Source organism: Brevundimonas sp., from assembly GCF_036402095.1.
Lineage (GTDB): Bacteria > Pseudomonadota > Alphaproteobacteria > Caulobacterales > Caulobacteraceae > Brevundimonas.
Genome location: NZ_DASWTO010000017.1, coordinates 22,632 through 39,479 on the forward strand (window position 1 = coordinate 22,632; position 16,848 = coordinate 39,479).

A 16,848-nucleotide genomic window follows, 5' to 3' on the forward strand; every position below is an offset into this window, starting at 1 on the left:
ACGACCCTTTACCCACGCCTCGGAAAAGCAGCCTAGGGCACGCAGGATCGAAATCAACCCCTCGATTGTAGTGCGATGCAACAGTGAAGCTTGGCTATTGGGCGAGGTGTGCCGGCGCACCGGCTTCGCTGTAACCATGACTGTTTAGACTGTCCGGTAGCAGATACATCGCAATTCTATTCTTCCACCGAGCGTCTCGCGCCGGGCGGGGCCCGCGGTCGCGGGCGGCCCGCCGCTCACCCCTCTCCGACGTCCTCGGGCTCCAGCTCGTACACCGTGGCGCAGTATTCGCAGGTCACCCGGATCAGGCCGTCGTCCTCGACCATCTCCGCCCGCTCTTCCGGGCTGAACGAGGCCAGCACCGTGCCGATGCGGTCCTTCGAACAGCGGCACACGGCCTGAAGCGCGCGGGCGTCCTCCAGCCGCACGCCATCCTCGTGGAACAGGCGGAACAGCAGGGTCTCTGGCGAGACGGTCGGATCGATCAGTTCGTCGTCGCCCAGGGTCTGGAACAGGGCGCGCGACCGGTCCCACGCCTCCTCGGTCGAGCCGCGGGCGGCGTCGCCGGCGATCAGCTGGATCAGGGCCCCGCCGGCGCGCCAGACCGTGCCCGCGTCCGTGGTCACGGCCCCGACCGCCAGCCGGACCTTGGTCGGGATCTGTTCCGACTGCTGGAAATAGTGTTCGGCGGCCAGCGACAGGCTCTCGCCCTCGATCGGGGTGATGCCCTGGGTGCGCTCGAAGTCGGGACCCCGGTCCAGCGTCATCACGAACAGGCCTTCACCCAGCAGGGTCCTGGCCCCCGGCCGCGAGAAGCCCTGCGAAACGGCGGCGACCTCTGCCTCGTCGAAACGGCAATAGCCGCGAAGATGGCCCTGGGTGTCGTAGTCGGCGACGACATAGCGGACCGGACCGTCGCCCTGGGCCTGCACGATCAGCCGGCCCTCGAACTTCAGGCTGGACCCGATCAGGGCCGCCAGGGCGCAGGCCTCGCCGAGCAGGGCCGCGACCGGCTCGGGATAGGCGTGGGCCGACAGTATGGCGTCGATCGTCTCGCCCAGCCGGACCAGCCGGCCGCGCACCGGCCAGCCCTCGATCTGGAAGGCGGCGGCGAGATTGTCGGCCAGTGGAGCGCCGGAGGGCGCGGGCGCGTGATCGGTCACGGCGATCCTCGAAAGGGGTGATTGTGTGGAAGCGCCGCAAGATAGGCGCCCGTATCGTGATTGGTAAGAGCGGCGTGCTAGAGCAGGAACCGGCGGGGTCGCGGCCCCGTTCCTCAAGGCCCTTCCAGACGCTATCCAGCCGGCGGTTTCATGACCAAAGCGACGCTCAAGCCCCTGAAACAGCAAGCCATCGTGGTCACCGGCGCGACCTCGGGCATCGGCCTGGCGGTGGCGCGGCGGGCGGCGCGGGCGGGGGCCTGCGTCTTCCTGATCGCGCGTGGCGAAAACGACCTCAAGCAGCTGACCGAGGAGCTTCAGGCCACCGGCGCGCGGGCGGCCTGGGCGGTCGCCGACGTGGCCGACTACGACGCGCTGGCCGAGGCGGCGGACAAGTGTCGGCGCCTGTTCGGCGGCTTCGACACCTGGGTCAACAACGCCGGCATATCGATCTTCGGGGCCATCCGCGAGACCACGCTCGAGGACCAGCGGCGGCTGTTCGAGACCAACTACTGGGGCGTGGTCAACGGCTCGCTGGTGGCCGCCGAGCATCTGCGCGAGCGCCCCGACGGCGGCGCCATCATCAACGTCGGCTCGATCCTGTCCGACGCGCCGATCCCGGTCCAGGGCGTCTACTCAGCCTCGAAACACGCGGTGAAGGGCTTCACCAACGCCCTGCGTATGGAGCTGATGCGCGAGCAGGCGCCGATCACCGTCAGCCTGGTCAAGCCGGGCGCCATCGACACGCCCTACAACCGCCATGCGCGCAACCTGACCGGCCAGGCCATGCAGAACCCGCAGCCGGTCTATGCGACCCATGTGGTGGCCGACACAATCCTGTACTGCGCCGAGCATCCGATCCGCGAGATCACCGTCGGCGGCGGCAGCCGGCTGATCGCCAGTTTCTATTCCGCCCTGCCCGGCCTGGCGGAACCTCTTTTCGCCCGGTTCGCTCCTAGCCTGATGCGGGACAGGCGTTCCGCGTGGCAGCCGGACGAGGACGGGCTCTACGACCCGACCGAGGACGGTCTCGACGAAGAGGTCTACTATCCCATGGTCCGACAGTTCTCCGCCCTCGCCGAGGTTCGCAAGCACCCCGGCATCACCGCCGGCGTCGTCGCCATCCTCGCGGGCGTCGGTCTGGCCACCCTGCTGCTGAACCAGCGCACCGGCCCGACGCGGCTGGAAAGCCTGCGCGGCCGCTTCCACCCCGGCCGGTGGGTCGACACCTCCGGCCTGCGCACCCGCATCGACGATCTGGCCGAGACGGTCCGCCGCGGCGTCAGCGAAGCCGGCGAACGCGCCGCCGAGTTTGGCGACGAGGCCGGCCACCGCTCGCGGCGCTTTCTTCACGACACCCGCCATTCCTCGCGCAAGGCGCTGAAGAAGCACGGCAAACGCGCCCGTCACTACGCGTCCGAAGCCGGGACCTACGCCCGCGAACACGCCCGGGAAGGCGGCGCGATTCTCGCCCTGGCCACCATCGCGGCCGCGGTGGGTGCGGCGGCGCTCGACGCCCGGCGGCCGGACAGCCGGCTGCGCAGCCTCGGACGCTTCTGACCGTCGGACGGAAGGGTCTGCGGCGCAGGCGCAGGTCGGCCGCAGGGCCGTCTTCGTATCGGTGATGAAACCCGCGGCCCGCAGAAGCCCGGTCGCCCGGCTCGCAATTCCCGGATCTATAGTCGGATTGCGCCGACAATCCTCCGCCTTTCCAGACACATCGTCTTTTCTCGAGCCAATCTTCCCGCGTGGGCGGAGAGCGGGCGCATAATGCGCTCGTCCTGTCGCTCCGGCAGGCGCCGGGTCTTTGACAACCGCATCCCCGCCGCACCGCCACAGGCGCGTCGATGCCGACTCTGCCGACTCCGCCCCCGTGGATTCCCGCCGACCCTGCCGACACTGCCGACGGCGCCCCACCCTTTTTTCCGGATTTCACCCGGGCGGAATACGGCCGTTGCTGCACGTGCGAAGGTGAGCCAAGCTCCCGGCCATGGCTGACGCGATCTGGGTTTTCGATTTCGACTCCACGCTCGTCGACTTCGAGACGCTGGAGCGCCTCGCCGAGATCGCCCTTGAGGGCCGGCCCGACGCCGCCGCCGTCCAGCTTGAAATCGAACGGCTGACGGATCTCGCCATGGCCGGCGACCTCCCGTTCGCCGAGGCCCTGACGCAGCGCCTCGCCCTGCTGCCCCTCACCCGCGGCCATATCGACCAACTGGCGGAGGAGGCCGTCCGCCGCCTGACCCCATCCGTGGAGCGGAACCGGACCTTCTTCCGCGACAACGCCGACCGGCTGGTCATCGTCTCCGGCGGCTTCCGCGAGGTCATAGCGGGTGTCGCCGGGAGCCTCGGCGTTCCGCCCGGGCGGGTCATCGCCAATGACCTCGTCTACGACGGCGAGCGGGTCGCCGGCGTCGCCGACAGCCCCCTGCTCGCCCCGTTCGGCAAGGCCGGGGCGCTGAAAGCCCTCCTCCTGCCCCGCCCGGTCGTCATGGTCGGCGACGGCTGGACCGACGCCGAGGTGAAGCAGGCCGGCGTGGCCGACCGCTTCTACGCCTTCACCGAGATCGTGCGCCGGGAGCGGGCGGTGGCCGCCGCGGACGCCGAGGTCCGCTCGATCGACGAACTGCTGCATCTGGAAGGCCTGGCCGGCCGCTGGTCCTATCCGCGCAGCCGGATGCGGATTCTGCTGCTGGAGGCCGTGCACCCCGCCGCGGTCGAGCGGCTGGAGAGCGCGGGCTACCAGGTCGAGACCGTGACGGGCGCCTTGGGCGAGGACGCCCTGATCGAGCGCATCAAGGGCGTGCACGTGCTGGGCGTCCGCTCCAAGACCCAGGTCAGCGCCCGCGTTCTCGACGCCGCCGACAGGCTGATGGCCGTGGCCGCCTTCTGCATCGGCGTCAACCAGATCGACCTCGACGCCGCCGCCGAACGCGGCGTGGCGGTGTTCAACGCCCCCTGGTCAAACACCCGCTCCGTGGTGGAGCTGGCGGTCGGCCTGACCATCGCCCTGCTGCGCGACGTCACCGACAAGTCGGCGGCCATGCACCGCGGCGAATGGAACAAGTCCGCGGCCGGGTCGCGGGAACTGCGCGGCAAGACCCTGGGCGTCGTCGGCTATGGCGCCATCGGCTCCCAGCTGTCGGTGCTGGCCGAGGCGCTGGGCATGCGGGTGATCTTCCACGACCTGTCCGAACGGCTGGCGCTGGGCAACGCGCGCCGGATGCCGTCGCTGGAGGCCCTGCTGGCCGAGAGCGACGTGGTCAGCCTGCATGTCGACGGACGCCGCGACAACACCGCCCTCATCGGCGCCGCCGAACTGGCGCGGATGAAGACCGGCGCCCTGCTGCTCAACCTGTCGCGCGGTCACGTCGTCGATGTCGGGGCCCTCGCCCAGGCGCTGGGCTCCGGCCGGATCGGCGGCGCGGCGCTGGATGTCTTCCCCGACGAGCCGGCGAGCAACGCCGAGCCCTTCGACAGTCCCCTGCGCGGCCTGAGGAACGTCATCCTCACCCCGCACATCGGCGGCTCCACCGAGGAGGCGCAGGAGGCCATCGCCGAGTTCGCGGCCGAGCGGCTGCTGGGCTATCTGAACCGGGGCGACACCACCTTCTGTGTCAACCTGCCGAACGTGCAGCTCGCCGAGGTGTCCGGGGCCCACCGCATCCTGCACATCCACCGCAACCAGCCCGGCGTGCTGGCCGAGCTGAACCGCACGCTCGCGGCGGCGGGGCTGAACATCCTCGGCCAGCACCTGAAGACCGACGAACGCACCGGCTACGTCATCACCGACGTCGATCGCGACTACGATCCGGCGGCCCTCAAGGCGCTGCGGAGTGTGGCCGGGACGCTGCGCTTCCGCATGCTGCACTGAAAGCTTCCCCGACGGCATCTTGCACGCGCGAAAATCCGGCGCAGAGTGCCCGCAACGGTCGCATGATGACGACCGAGGGAGGATCATCGATGTCTCGTTTCCTGCGCAACGCGGCCGCCGCCGCGCTGGCCGTCGCCGCCGTCGGCGCGTTCGCGTCCGCCGCCAACGCCCAGACCTACGGCCGTCTGGTCGTCTTCGGCGACAGCCTGAGCGACAACGGCAACCTGTACGCCGTCACCGGCGGAACCACGCCCCTCTCCCCGCCCTACTACCAGGGCCGCTTCTCGAACGGGCCGGTGTTCACGGAACTGCTCGGCTTCAACGCCGGCCGCTTCACCGCCGGCGCCCCGGTCACCGGCAGCGTCAACTACGCCTTCGGCGGCGCCCGCACCGACAACGCGGCCAGCCCTCCCGGCATGCGCAACCAGCTGCTGGCCTACACGGCCGGCGGCGGAACCTTCGGGGCCAATGACCTGGTCAGCGTCCTCGGCGGGGCCAACAACCTCTTCCAGGCCTTCCCGATCGCCGCGGCCAACCCGCTGACGGCGCAATCGACCATGCAGGCCGCGGCCACCGGCGCCGCCGCCGACATCAATTTCATCGTCAACAGCGTGGCCTCGGCCGGCGCCGGCACGATCCTCGTCACCAACCTGCCCCGGCTGGGGCTCACGCCGCAGTTCTCGCCCGGCAGCGTCGGCGCCAGCGGCTCGGCGCTCGCGGACTTTTCGGGCACGACCTTCAACTCGGCCCTCTCCGCGGGCCTGTTCACGGTCGCCGCGAACAATCCGAACAGCAACATCATCCTGATGGACCTGTACAAGATCAGCGACACCCTGGCCGGCAATCCGGGCGCCTTCGGCCTGACCAACGCCAGCAACGCCTGCTTCAACGGCGTGACGGTCTGCGCCGATCCCGACAGCTACCTGTACTGGGACAGCGTCCACCCGACGGCCGCGGGCCACCAGCTGATCGCGGCCCTGGCCAACGACTATCTCTACTACGGCGACCTCGGCGCCCAGTCGGCGGTCCAGGCCGAGACCGGCTTCCGCCAGCGCGAGGACCTGCTCGACCTCGCCAGCGAGGGCCTTTCGGCGCGCGGGTCGTGGGAAGCGGGCACCCGCATGACCTTCGGCGCCCTGTACGACAGTGTCGAGACCGACACCCGCGGCGTCGTGGCCGCCGCCGAGGCCACCGGCTGGGGCGGTCGTCTGGGTCTGGACCACGTCATCTCCGACACCATGCGCTTCGGCCTGGCGGGAACCTTCCGCACCGCCGACGTCGAGGCCGGACCGATGAATTTCGATGTCGAGACCTATGCCCTCGACATCTACGCCGGCTGGCGGGCGGGCGACATGTTCGTCAATGCGACCGTCGGCGGCTCGATCGACCACTATGATGAAATCACCCGCCTCACCTCCCTCGCGCCGGTCGTTCACAGCGGCGAAACCGACGGCGGCAGCGTGGGCGCGCGGCTGCAGGCCGGGACCTGGTTCGACATGGGCGGCATCGCCCTGTCGCCCCGAGTCGCGGTCAACTTCGTCTCGACCGACGTCAACGGCTACGTCGAACAGGGCATCGCGGCCCAGTACCAGTACGAGAACCGGACGGTGCAGGAGGCGAGCGGCGAGGTGGCGTTGCGGGCTGAGGGCGGCGGCGACGGGATGCATTTCTGGATCGAGGGCGGCTATCGCGACAGCTTCGGCGAGAGCAGCGACGCGGTCCGGGTCGGCATCGCCGGCAACCCGGCCCAGATCCTCGAACGGGACGTCGAAGCGCCTTTCGGCGGCTCGATGATCGCCTCGGCCGGGCTCGAGGCCGACGTCGGTCCCGGCAAGGTGACCATCGGCTACCGCGGGCGCTTCGGCGACGAGGCGACCAGCCACGTCGGGGCCATCACCTTCAGCCTGCCGCTCCAGTAGCGACCGCCGGCTTTCCGGATCGGGCGCGTCGCTTTCGGGCGGCGCGCCTTTTTCGTGCGCGTTCGATTTCGTTGATTTTGCGCGCTTTTTTACCGCTCCGCTGCGACCTCCTGTCACCCCGGGGGAACCTTTTCGGCCCCAAAGTCGCCCAGCCCGGCCCCTAGAACAGCCGTCCTCCCGGTCGCCGGCCGAGAGCGTCGCCTGGTGGCGGCCCGTCGGCGCCTTCACTGCTCAATTTGAGCCGCCAAGACGGAGCTGACGCCGCCCATGCGACGCCTGTTGCCGACCGCCCGGTCGTTCCTTTTCCATTCCGGCCAGGCCGCCGCGCTGGCCTCGGTCGCCGTGCTCGCCATGGCCTTCGCCCCCGCCCCGGAGCCCTATTATGCTCCCGCCGAAGCCGAACTGGCCGTGCCCGAGGCGCCGCCGGTGACCGCCGTCGCCCAGCCGGCCGGGGCGATCACCCGGCTGATCGCCTTCGTCGCGCCGTTGCGCGGCTACGCCATCAACTCGGCCTTCGGTCTGCGCCGTCTCGCCGGAGAGGCCCGGGCGCGCCAGCACAAGGGCGTCGACATGGCCGCGCCGCAAGGCACGAGCGTCTTCGTGGCCTGCGAGGGCGAGGTGCTGCGCACCGGCTATGACGCCGACGGCTACGGCCGTTTCATCGAGGTCCGCCACCCCAATGGCATGAGCACGCTCTACGCCCACCTCAGCCGGATCGATGTCGCCCGCGGCGATCGCGTGGCCGCGGACGAGCAGATTGGCCTGGTCGGCTCGACCGGCCGCTCGACCGGACCGCACCTGCATTTCGAGGTCCGCCGCGACCAGGCCCAGGTCAACCCGACCTCGGTGCTCGGACAGGCGTTCGAGATCGTCGTCGACCCCGCCGCCGTCTAGGCTGCGCCGTACGCCCACGGTTTGTTCACCCCTTTACCGGATGCTGTTCGGTGAAAAGGGGGCGACTTGGACCGGATCCTGTACTGCCTGACGGTTGAGCATGACCTGCGCTGGACGCTGGCGGCCGCCGTGCTGTGCATTTTCGGGGTCGGAACGGCGTTCCGGCTGCTGGTGGAGGCTCGCGGCCTTCAGCGCGCCCGGCGGCGCGAGGTCGCCCTGCTGGGCGCGATGGTCGGCGGAGTGGCCGCCTTTTCCACCCATTTCGTGGCGATGCAGGGTTACGACGCCGGCGGCGAGGTCCGCTACGGCCTGCTGCTGACGCTCGTGTCGCTCGTCCTGGGGGTCGGCGGAGTCGCCCTCGGCGCGGCCATCCTGATGATCAGGGGCGACCGCCTCTATCGCGGACTTGGCGGCATGGTCGGCCTGTCCGGCGTGGCCGCGATGCATTTCGTGGGCATCGCCGCGCTCGATCTTCCCGGACGCGTCATCGGGTGGGACGCCCTGCTGGCGGGCCTCGCCGTCGCCGGCGGGCTGGTCATGGCCGTGGCCACGGGAGCCCTCGTCTACGGCCGGGGCCCTGTTCGGTTCGCGGCGACCTGCCTGTCCGGCGCCCTGTCGATCATCGTCCTGCATTTCGTCGCCATGAGCGCGATGACCGTCACGCCCGAGACCGCCGCGGTCACGGCCCCCGGCCTGCTGGGTCCGACCTTCCCCGCCTCGACGATGCTGGCCGTTCTCGCTGTCATGGTGATGACTATCATTGCGGCCGCGGGCGTGGTCGCGTGGTTGGGCTATGTCTCGCGGGCGGGCGCCCTGAACCAGATCCGCGAAGCCATCGACGCCATGCCCGACGGCCTCGCCTTCTTCGACGCCGAGGACCGGCTGGTGCTGTGGAACAACCGCTACGACGAGGTGAACCCGGAACTGTCGTCGAATCTTCAGGCCGGCATGACCTTCCGCGAGATCATCCAGATCGGCCTGGACGAGGGCCTCTACGCCGAGGCCCGGGGCCGCGAGGAAGAGTGGATCAGCGAGCGCATCGAGTCCCGCCGCGCCCTCTCGGCCATGATGGAGCAGCGGATCGCCGGCGATCGGTGGCTGCGCGTGGCGGACCGCCGCACGGCCGCGGGCGGCATCGTCACCGTCTGCACCGACATCACCGACCTCAAGAACGACGCCAGGGCCCTGGCGGAGGCGCGCGACGCCGCCCAGGCGGCCAACGCCGCCAAGAGCCAGTTCCTCGCCAACATGAGCCACGAAATCCGCACGCCCCTGAACGGCGTCATCGGCGTGGCCCAGGCGCTGTCCGGGACCGACCTGTCGCCCCAGCAGACCGAGATGCTGGAGCTGATCCAGTCCTCCGGCCGAACGCTGCAGGTCCTGCTCAGCGACATCCTCGACCTCGCGCGGGTCGAGTCCGGCCGGCTGGAGCTGGCGGACGAGCCCTTCGACCTCGGGCGCGCCGTGCGCGAGGCGGCCCAGCTCTACGAGACCTCGGCGCGCGATAAAGGGCTGCAGTTCTTCGTCGAGATCACGCCCGAAGCCGACCGCTGGATCGCCGGCGACGTAGTGCGCCTGAAACAGATCCTGACCAACCTCGTCTCCAACGCCGTCAAGTTCACCAGCGAGGGCTTCGTCAGCCTGACGGCCGCCGCGGGCCCCGACCGGGACGGAGGGCCGACCCTGCGCTTCTCGGTCGAGGACACCGGCATCGGCTTCGATTCGCAGACCCGGGACCGGCTGTTCAGCCGCTTCGAGCAGGCGGATGGAGCCATCACCCGCAAATTCGGCGGTTCGGGCCTCGGCCTCGCCATCTCGCGCCAGCTGGCCGAGATGATGGGGGGAGAACTGGACTGCGAAAGCGAACCCGGCGGCGGTTCAGCCTTCATTCTCACCATCCCTGTCAGAGGGGCGGAGGCGCCGGCCGTACCGGCTGGCCGGCTGGCTGACGAGATGGCGGACCCGCAACGCACCGTGCGGGTGCTGCTGGCCGACGATCACCCGGTCAACCGCCGCGTGGTCGAGATGATCCTGGCCCAGGCCGATGTGACCCTGACCTCCGTCGAGGATGGCGCCCAGGCCCTCGAGTCGATGCGTGGCGCCGACTACGACCTGATCCTGATGGACATGCAGATGCCGGTCATGGACGGCCTGACCGCCACCCGGGAAATCCGCCTGCACGAGGCGGCCATGGGCCTCGAGCCCACGCCGGTCGTCATGCTGACGGCCAACGCCCTGCCGGAACATATCGTCGCCGCCGAGGCCGCCGGCGCGGACCTGCACCTGGCCAAGCCGTTCGACGCGGCCGAGCTGCTGAACCTGATCGTCACCCTGCCCCGGAGCTCGGCCAGGTCTCTGGCCGCCTGACGAGGCGCTCCGGGCCTATTCGTAGCCGTGCGCGGCTTCGTTGATCACCTGCGAGGGCATCGACGAGAAGTCGACGGCGACCGGCTGGGCCAGCTTGCGCTGGAAGGTTCTGATGACGTGCTCCAGCCGGCGCCGCACCTCGCGCTCGGCCTCGGAGCCGGTGTCGAGCTTCAGCGGCTCCAGGCAAAAATCGATGATGGCCTGCGGGCGGGACATCGGTTCCATGGGGAGGCTCCTGCTTATTCCGCCGCGACGAACTGCGCGGTTTCGGTGGATTGCTTCATGGCCGTGGTCGACGAACGGCCGCTCGAAATGACCGTGGCGACCTGGTCGAAATAGCCGGTGCCGACCTCGCGCTGGTGGCGGGTGGCGGTGTAGCCGGCGGCCTCGTTGGCGAATTCGCGCTGCTGCAGCTCGGAATAGGCGGCCATGCCGCGCTCGCGATAGCCGTCGGCCAGTTCGAACATGGCGTTGTTCAGGCTGTGGAAGCCGGCCAGGGTCACGAACTGGAATTTGTACCCCATGGCGCCCAGCTCACGCTGGAAGCGGGCGATGGTGGCGTCGTCCAGTTTGGCCTTCCAGTTGAAGGACGGCGAGCAGTTGTAGGCCATCAGCTTGCCGGGATGCTCCCGCTGGATCGCCTCGGCGAAGCGGCGGGCGTCGTCCAGATCGGGATGGGAGGTTTCCCACCACAGCACGTCGGCGTAACGGGCGTAGGACAGGCCGCGGGCGATGCAGTGCTCGAGGCCCGTCCCCGCCTCGAGTCGGAAAAAGCCTTCCGGAGTCCGGTCATCGCGCCGGATGAACGGATGGTCCCGCTCGTCGATATCCGACGTGATCAGCTGGGCGCTCTCCGCGTCTGTCCGCGCCACGATCAGGGTCGGCGTGCCCATGACATCGGCGGCGAGGCGCGCGGCGATCAGATTGCGCTCATGGGCCTGGGTCGGGATCAGAACCTTGCCCCCGAGATGGCCGCACTTCTTCTCGGAGGCCAGCTGGTCCTCGAAATGGACGCCCGCCGCGCCCGCCTCGATGAAGGCCTTCATGATCTCGAAGCTGTTCAGCGGCCCGCCGAAGCCAGCCTCGGCGTCGGCGACGATGGGCGCGAACCAGTCGCGCCGCGCGCCGCCTTCTGCGTGCTCGATCTGGTCGGCGCGCTGCAGGGTGCGATTGATACGGCGGCACAGCTCGGGCGCGGCGTTGGCGGGATAGAGCGACTGGTCCGGGTACATGGCGCCGGCGGTGTTGGCGTCGGCGGCGACCTGCCAGCCCGACAGGTAGATGGCCTTGAGCCCCGCACGGACCATCTGCATGGCCTGGTTGCCTGTGACCGCGCCGAGCGCGTTCACGAACGGTTCCTCATGCAACAGCTGCCACAGGCGGTTGGCGCCGCGCTCGGCCAGCGTATGGGTGATCGGCAGCGAACCGCGCAGCCGGACGACATCCTCCGGCGTATAGGGCCGCTCCACACCCTCGAAGCGGCCTGCGGGCGACGGAACGAGATCGGCGAACGTGGTCATCGTGGGTCTCTGCGCGGAGCGGCCTGTTCGCCGCCGTGATGTGCAGAAGAACACGCAGCAGTCATAACTGATACAGCCACGACACTACGTTTCGTGTCGTGAAGTCACATAATGACACTTGTTGTTAAGTCGGTTTGTGACATCCTGTCAAAATGGAAGCCGCTGACCGCAAACTGTTTCTCGGAGGCCGCCTCAAGCGGCTGCGGCGGGACTTGGGCCTGACGCAGACGGCGATGGCCGCTGACCTCGGCGTGTCTCCCAGCTATCTCAACCACATAGAGCGCAACCAGCGGCCGGTGTCGGCGCAGCTGCTGTTGCGGCTGGCCGACACCTACGACGTCGACCTGCGCACCCTTGGCCAAACGGGGGGGCCGGCGACGGAGTCGGAGCTGGCCGAAGCTTTCGCCGATCCCCTGTTCCAGGGCCTGACCGTTCCGCGCCACGAAATCGTCCAGCTGGCCGAGGACCAGCCCGCCGCCGCTGACGCCCTGCTGAAGCTCTACCGGGCCTTCGCCGACCGCCGCGCCCGCGACCAGGCCGAGGCCGACCTGTCCGGGGGCGCGGGCGACGAGACGCCCGCCGACTGGGTCCGTGAATACGTGCAGGGCCGACGCAACCACTTCCCGGAACTGGACGCCTTGGGCGAGGCGCTGTCCGGGGTCCTCGAGGCCGCGTCGCCGGGAGAGACCTTCGAGACCCGCGCGCGGGCGCGGCTGCTGGTCCGACACGGTCTCACGGTCCGCACCCTCCCGGCCGAGGTCATGGTCGAATGGACCCGCCGCTACGATCCCCATCGCAAGAGATTGCTGCTGTCGGAAGCGCTCGGCCCGTCGTCCCGCGCCTTCGCCGTCGCCTTCCAGCTGGCCTTGTCCGAACATGACGCCGAACTGACCGCCCTCACCGACGCCGCTGCCCCGCCCGACGAGCCGACCCGCCGCCTGCTCAAGGTCTCCCTGACCAACACCCTCGCGGCCGCCATGGTGATGCCCTACGGCGCTTTCCACAGCACGGCCGAGGCCGCCCATTACGATCTGGCCCGGCTGCAGGCCCGGTTCGGCGTCTCATTCGAGCAGGCGGCCCACCGGCTGACCACCCTTTCGCGGCCGACAGCCAGAGGCGTGCCCTTCTTCCTGATGCGGGTCGATCAGGCGGGGAACATCTCCAAGCGGTTCGCGTCGGGCGCCTTCCCCTTCTCGCGCTTCGGCGGGGCCTGCCCGCGCTGGCGTCTTCACAGCGCCTTTCGCACTCCGGGACGCATCGTGACCCAGATCATCGAGACCCCGGACAGCCAGCGCTGGTTCACGCTCGCCCGCACCGTTGACCGTCAGGGCGCGGAATCCTCCTCTGGCGCCTACACCGAGGGGCATGACCTCGCCATCGGCCTCGGCTGTGAGTTGAGGCACGCCCATCGGCTGGTCTACGCCCGCGGCCTCGACCTCGCCGCGCCCGAGGTCACGCCGATCGGGCCCGCCTGTCGTCTGTGCCACCGCCACCCCTGCGCCGAACGGGCCGCGCCGCCGGTTGACCGGCCGCTGAAGGTCGACGACTGGTCGAAGTCGGTCAGCCCCTACCCGTTCGAGGATGTCCCGCGGACCTGACCTCAGGCGGCGGGCGCCGCCCCCTCGACGGCTTCGTGGACAAACAGCGCCAGGTCGTTCTGGGTGAAGGGCTTGGCCAGACGCAGCACGCCGGCGCCGGCTGAACCGGATGCGTGCTCCGCGTAGCCGGAGGTGATGATCACCGGCAGATCCGGGTGGCTGCGCCGCACCGCTCCGGCGAACTGGGAACCCGTCATATTGGGCATCACCTCGTCGCTGATGATCAGATCGACATCGGGCCGGCTGCGCAGCGCCTCAAGTCCTTCCTTGCCCGACGAGGCGACGATGACCTCGTGGCCCAGGTCGTCGAGCATGGCGGCGGTGTTGGTCAGAACCAGATTGTCGTCGTCCACGGCGAGGATAAGCAGCCGCCGGCCGGTCTCCGCCAGCCGATCGCCGTCGTTGGCCGCCGCCTGCAAAGTTTCCCGGGCGACCACCGGCAGCCAGAGCTCCACCTGCGTGCCGGCTCCCGGACGGCTCTTCATGGACAGCCAGCCCCCCGATTGAGCCGCGAGGCCGTGCACCATCGACAGACCCAGCCCCGTCCCCTTGCCGACGCCCTTGGTGGTGAAAAAGGGCTCGGTCGCGCGGGCCAGCGTCTCTTCGTCCATACCCTCGCCGGTGTCGGACACCACGAGCCGGATGTAGTCGCCGGGCGCGAGCGTTGCGTGATCCCGGATCCGTTCGGGCGTGGCGCTGATGGTGATGGCTCCGCCGCGAGGCATGGCGTCACGCGCGTTGACCGCCAGATTCATCAGGGCGGCCTCGAGCTGCCAGGGATCGGTGTGCGCCCGGGGCAGTTCGCCGGAAAAGCGCATGTTGACCTCGATGTTCGGCCCGATGGTCCGGTCGAGGAAATTCATCAGGCCACGGACCAGCGACGGCACGTCGACCGCCTCCATCTTCAGCTCCTGCTTGCGCGCGAAGGCCAGCATTCGCTGAGTCAGGACCGCTCCCCGCTGCGCCCCCTGCATGGCGTTGTCGATCAGGGGGGTGATGCGCGGGTCGTAGGGAACCCGCTTCCTGACCAGTTCGAGGCTCCCCAGCACCGCCATCAGCAGGTTGTTGAAGTCGTGGGCGATGCCGCCGGTGAGCTGGCCGATCGCCTCCATTTTCTGGGACTGGAACAGGGCCTCGCGGGCTTCCTCCAGCGCCCGCTGGGCCTCCATGCGTTCGGTGACGTCGCGGGTCACCTTGGCGAAGCCGATCACCTGACCGTCGTCGTCGCGGATGGCGTCGAGCACCACATGGGCCATGAAGCGGCTGCCGTCCTTGCGGACGCGCCAGGCCTCCTTTTCGAACCGGCCGGTGCGGGCGGCCGTTTCGAGGGCCTTCGCCGGCTCGCCGGCCGCCCTGTCTTCTTCGGTGTAGAAGCGGGAGAAGTGCTCGCCGATGATCTCCTCCGGCGCGTAGCCCTTGATCCGGGCGGCTCCGGCGTTCCAGCTGCTCACCCGCCCCGACGGGTCAAGCATGTAGATGGCGTAATCCGTCACGCCCTGGACCAGCAGCCGGAACTGCTCCTGACTGCGGCGCAGCGACTCCTCCGCGGCCTTTCGTTCGGTCAGGTCGCGCGTGATCTTGGCGAAACCGACCAGCTCACCGGTGGGCGAGCGCACCGGATCGATGACGACATGGGCCCAGAACTGGCCGCCGTCCTTGCGAACCCGCCAGCCCTCCTGCTCGAACCGGCCCTCCTCCGCGGCCGTCCGCAGCGCCCGCTCCGGCGTGCCGGCGGCCCGCTCCCGTTCGGTATAGAAACGCGAGAAATGCTCGCCGAGGATCTCCGCCGGCTCATACCCCTTGAATCGCTGCGCTCCGGCGTTCCAGCTGGTGATGTGGCCCTGCGGGTCGAGCATGTAGATGGCGTAGTCGGTGATCGCGTCGACCAGCAGCCGGTAACGATCCTCCACGACAGGTACCGAACCCGACACTTCGGCGACATCCATGCGTCCGCCCCCCGGCCCCGTATGTCAGGGAACTGCCGATAACGCCGGAAGAACCGTAGCGGTTCCGTCAGGCGAGAATGACGCGCGAACCTTCCCGTGTGCAGGCCACGCCGGCGCGCTCCAGCAAGCCGGCGATCGCGGCGGCGGGGTCGGTCGCCCCCTCGTCCAGCAGCCGTTCGATGTCCCGCCGCAGGGCGGGGTCGCCCGATGTCACGTCGAGGGCGGTCAGCCATTCATCGCCGGTGAGCACGCCGTCGGCGCGGTTGGCGGCGATCAGCGGCTGGAGAAAGTCGAACCAGTCCCCGCCGGTCGCGCGCTTCTGCGCCGCCTCGGCCGCGAGGGCGAAGACCGCGCCGCAGGCGTAATAGGCACGGTGCTCGCCGCGGCCGCCCGCTTCAGCCACGGGTTGACCGGCCAGACGGACGCAGTCGTCGACTTCCTTCTGCAGCTCGCGGCGCTCGTCCCATGCGTCGTCGATGAACGTCAGGGCCCGGATGGCCATCAGGTCGGCCCCGCCCTCGGTGATCCAGGCGTCGCGCTCGCGCTCGTAGCGGACGGTCTGCCCCAGCCAGAAATGGGCGCTCTCGTGGCCAATGAACCAGCGCGCCATGCCGAGGACCTGAGCCGACGGTTCGACCACGCCCTCGCCCTCGAACGCCATCACCACCAGCCCGGGCATCACGCTGCCGCCCATGGAGGTGAGTCCGCGCGTCGGGCCGGCCCAGCTCATCATGATTGTCGGGTGTTCGGTCTGTCCGGCTCCAAGCCGGCGCGTGTAGTAGTCGGCCACGCGCGGGGCGAAGTCCTCGATCGCCTCGCCGATCCAGCCGGGCAGCTGAGGATCGGCCACCGTGGTCAGCCGCGCGCCCTCCACGATGCTGGCCCGGCCGAACAGCACATAGGTGTCGGCTTCAGCCTCCGTGACCTCAGGCAGGCGGCGGCCGCGGAACAGGATCGGTCCGCCGGCGTCCCGCCAGGTGACCAGCGCCGGCCCCGCCTCGAGTGGATAACCGTTCAGGTCGTTCGGAACCGCCGCCGCCGCTTCCGGCGACGGCAGGGGGAAGACGTCGAACTGTGCGCTGGGCAGGGCCACGGAGCCGTCGGTGAACACCAGCACGCCATAGTCGGCCTCGAGGTTTTCGCCCCGCGGCGTGAAGGCGATCTGGACCCGGCGGGGGACCGGTCCGCCGTCGGCGGCGCGCAGGATGTCGTAACTGCCCACCCGCTCCAGCACCACGCCCGGCGTCAGCACGCGCCATTGCTCGAGCCGCCACGGACGCCGGGTCTCCTGGATCAGCGACGAGCGGAAGAAGGCCCAGACGGGAGCGTCCCGGTCGAGGCTGTAGTCCGCGGTCCAGCGATCTCCATCGCGCGTGACGGCCACCGCCGGCCGCGACGCCGCCGCCACCCCGGCCGGTTCGACCGGCTGGCCCGCGGCGCAGGCGCCGAGCGTGAGCGTCAAGGCCGCCAGCGCGGCCATTCCTGGTCTGAACATCAGAAGTCCCCTTCCACCGCGCCATAGCGCGACCGGATCGCCGGGGTCAGCTTAAGCTTTGGTCAGGCTTCAGCC

11 protein-coding genes and 1 pseudogene are annotated in these 16,848 nt (G+C 69.7%); 7 read left to right on the forward strand and 5 right to left on the reverse strand.

The features are described 5' to 3' along the window. Positions 1-236 precede the first annotated feature (236 nt). Positions 237-1,163, reverse strand: a complete 927-nt coding sequence (locus VGD32_RS01260; RefSeq protein ID WP_331030089.1) for an Hsp33 family molecular chaperone — start codon at positions 1,161-1,163, stop codon at positions 237-239. 150 nt (positions 1,164-1,313) lie between these two features. Here VGD32_RS01260 and VGD32_RS01265 point away from each other — a divergent pair, with 150 nt between their 5' ends. The 6 genes and pseudogenes from VGD32_RS01265 to VGD32_RS01290 all read left to right on the forward strand — a co-directional run bounded on the left by VGD32_RS01265 (position 1,314) and on the right by VGD32_RS01290 (position 10,214). After that, the gene (locus tag VGD32_RS01265; RefSeq protein ID WP_331030090.1) at positions 1,314-2,720 is read left to right on the forward strand and encodes an SDR family oxidoreductase; all 1,407 of its coding nucleotides are present in this window, start codon (positions 1,314-1,316) and stop codon (positions 2,718-2,720) included. Positions 2,721-3,150: 430 nt separating this feature from the next. After that, a pseudogene (locus VGD32_RS01270) lies at positions 3,151-3,669 on the forward strand (HAD family hydrolase); the annotation flags it as partial. Positions 3,670-3,804: 135 nt separating this feature from the next. Further along, the gene (gene serA / locus VGD32_RS01275) at positions 3,805-5,034 is read left to right on the forward strand and encodes a phosphoglycerate dehydrogenase (RefSeq protein WP_331030123.1); all 1,230 of its coding nucleotides are present in this window, start codon (positions 3,805-3,807) and stop codon (positions 5,032-5,034) included. Between the two features lie 89 nt (positions 5,035-5,123). After that, positions 5,124-6,953 (forward strand): autotransporter domain-containing protein, encoded by a 1,830-nt coding sequence (locus tag VGD32_RS01280; protein ID WP_331030091.1) that lies wholly within the window; start codon positions 5,124-5,126, stop codon positions 6,951-6,953. Between the two features lie 267 nt (positions 6,954-7,220). Next, positions 7,221-7,847 (forward strand): M23 family metallopeptidase, encoded by a 627-nt coding sequence (locus VGD32_RS01285; RefSeq protein ID WP_331030092.1) that lies wholly within the window; start codon positions 7,221-7,223, stop codon positions 7,845-7,847. Between the two features lie 66 nt (positions 7,848-7,913). Beyond that, positions 7,914-10,214, forward strand: coding sequence for a hybrid sensor histidine kinase/response regulator (locus tag VGD32_RS01290; RefSeq protein ID WP_331030093.1), 2,301 nt, complete (start codon positions 7,914-7,916; stop codon positions 10,212-10,214). Between the two features lie 15 nt (positions 10,215-10,229). Here the strand turns inward: VGD32_RS01290 and VGD32_RS01295 are convergent, their stop codons facing one another. Both VGD32_RS01295 and aceA read right to left on the reverse strand, forming a co-directional pair. After that, on the reverse strand, positions 10,230-10,439 hold the full coding sequence (locus VGD32_RS01295; protein ID WP_331030094.1) for a hypothetical protein: 210 nt from the start codon (positions 10,437-10,439) through the stop codon (positions 10,230-10,232). Between the two features lie 14 nt (positions 10,440-10,453). After that, positions 10,454-11,734 carry an isocitrate lyase gene (gene aceA / locus VGD32_RS01300; protein WP_331030095.1) on the reverse strand — a complete coding sequence of 427 codons (1,281 nt, stop codon included), beginning with the start codon at positions 11,732-11,734 and terminating at the stop codon, positions 10,454-10,456. Between the two features lie 152 nt (positions 11,735-11,886). On the opposite strand from aceA, the gene VGD32_RS01305 reads away from it, so the two are divergent. Then, entirely contained in the window at positions 11,887-13,332 is a 1,446-nt protein-coding gene (locus tag VGD32_RS01305; RefSeq protein ID WP_331030096.1) for a helix-turn-helix domain-containing protein, read from the forward strand. Between the two features lie 2 nt (positions 13,333-13,334). On the opposite strand, the gene VGD32_RS01310 is transcribed toward VGD32_RS01305, so the two are convergent. Both VGD32_RS01310 and VGD32_RS01315 read right to left on the reverse strand, forming a co-directional pair. Continuing rightward, positions 13,335-15,278, reverse strand: coding sequence for a PAS domain S-box protein (locus VGD32_RS01310; RefSeq protein WP_331030097.1), 1,944 nt, complete (start codon positions 15,276-15,278; stop codon positions 13,335-13,337). Positions 15,279-15,345: 67 nt separating this feature from the next. Next, positions 15,346-16,773 carry a hypothetical protein gene (locus VGD32_RS01315; RefSeq protein ID WP_331030098.1) on the reverse strand — a complete coding sequence of 476 codons (1,428 nt, stop codon included), beginning with the start codon at positions 16,771-16,773 and terminating at the stop codon, positions 15,346-15,348. Positions 16,774-16,848 lie beyond the last annotated feature (75 nt).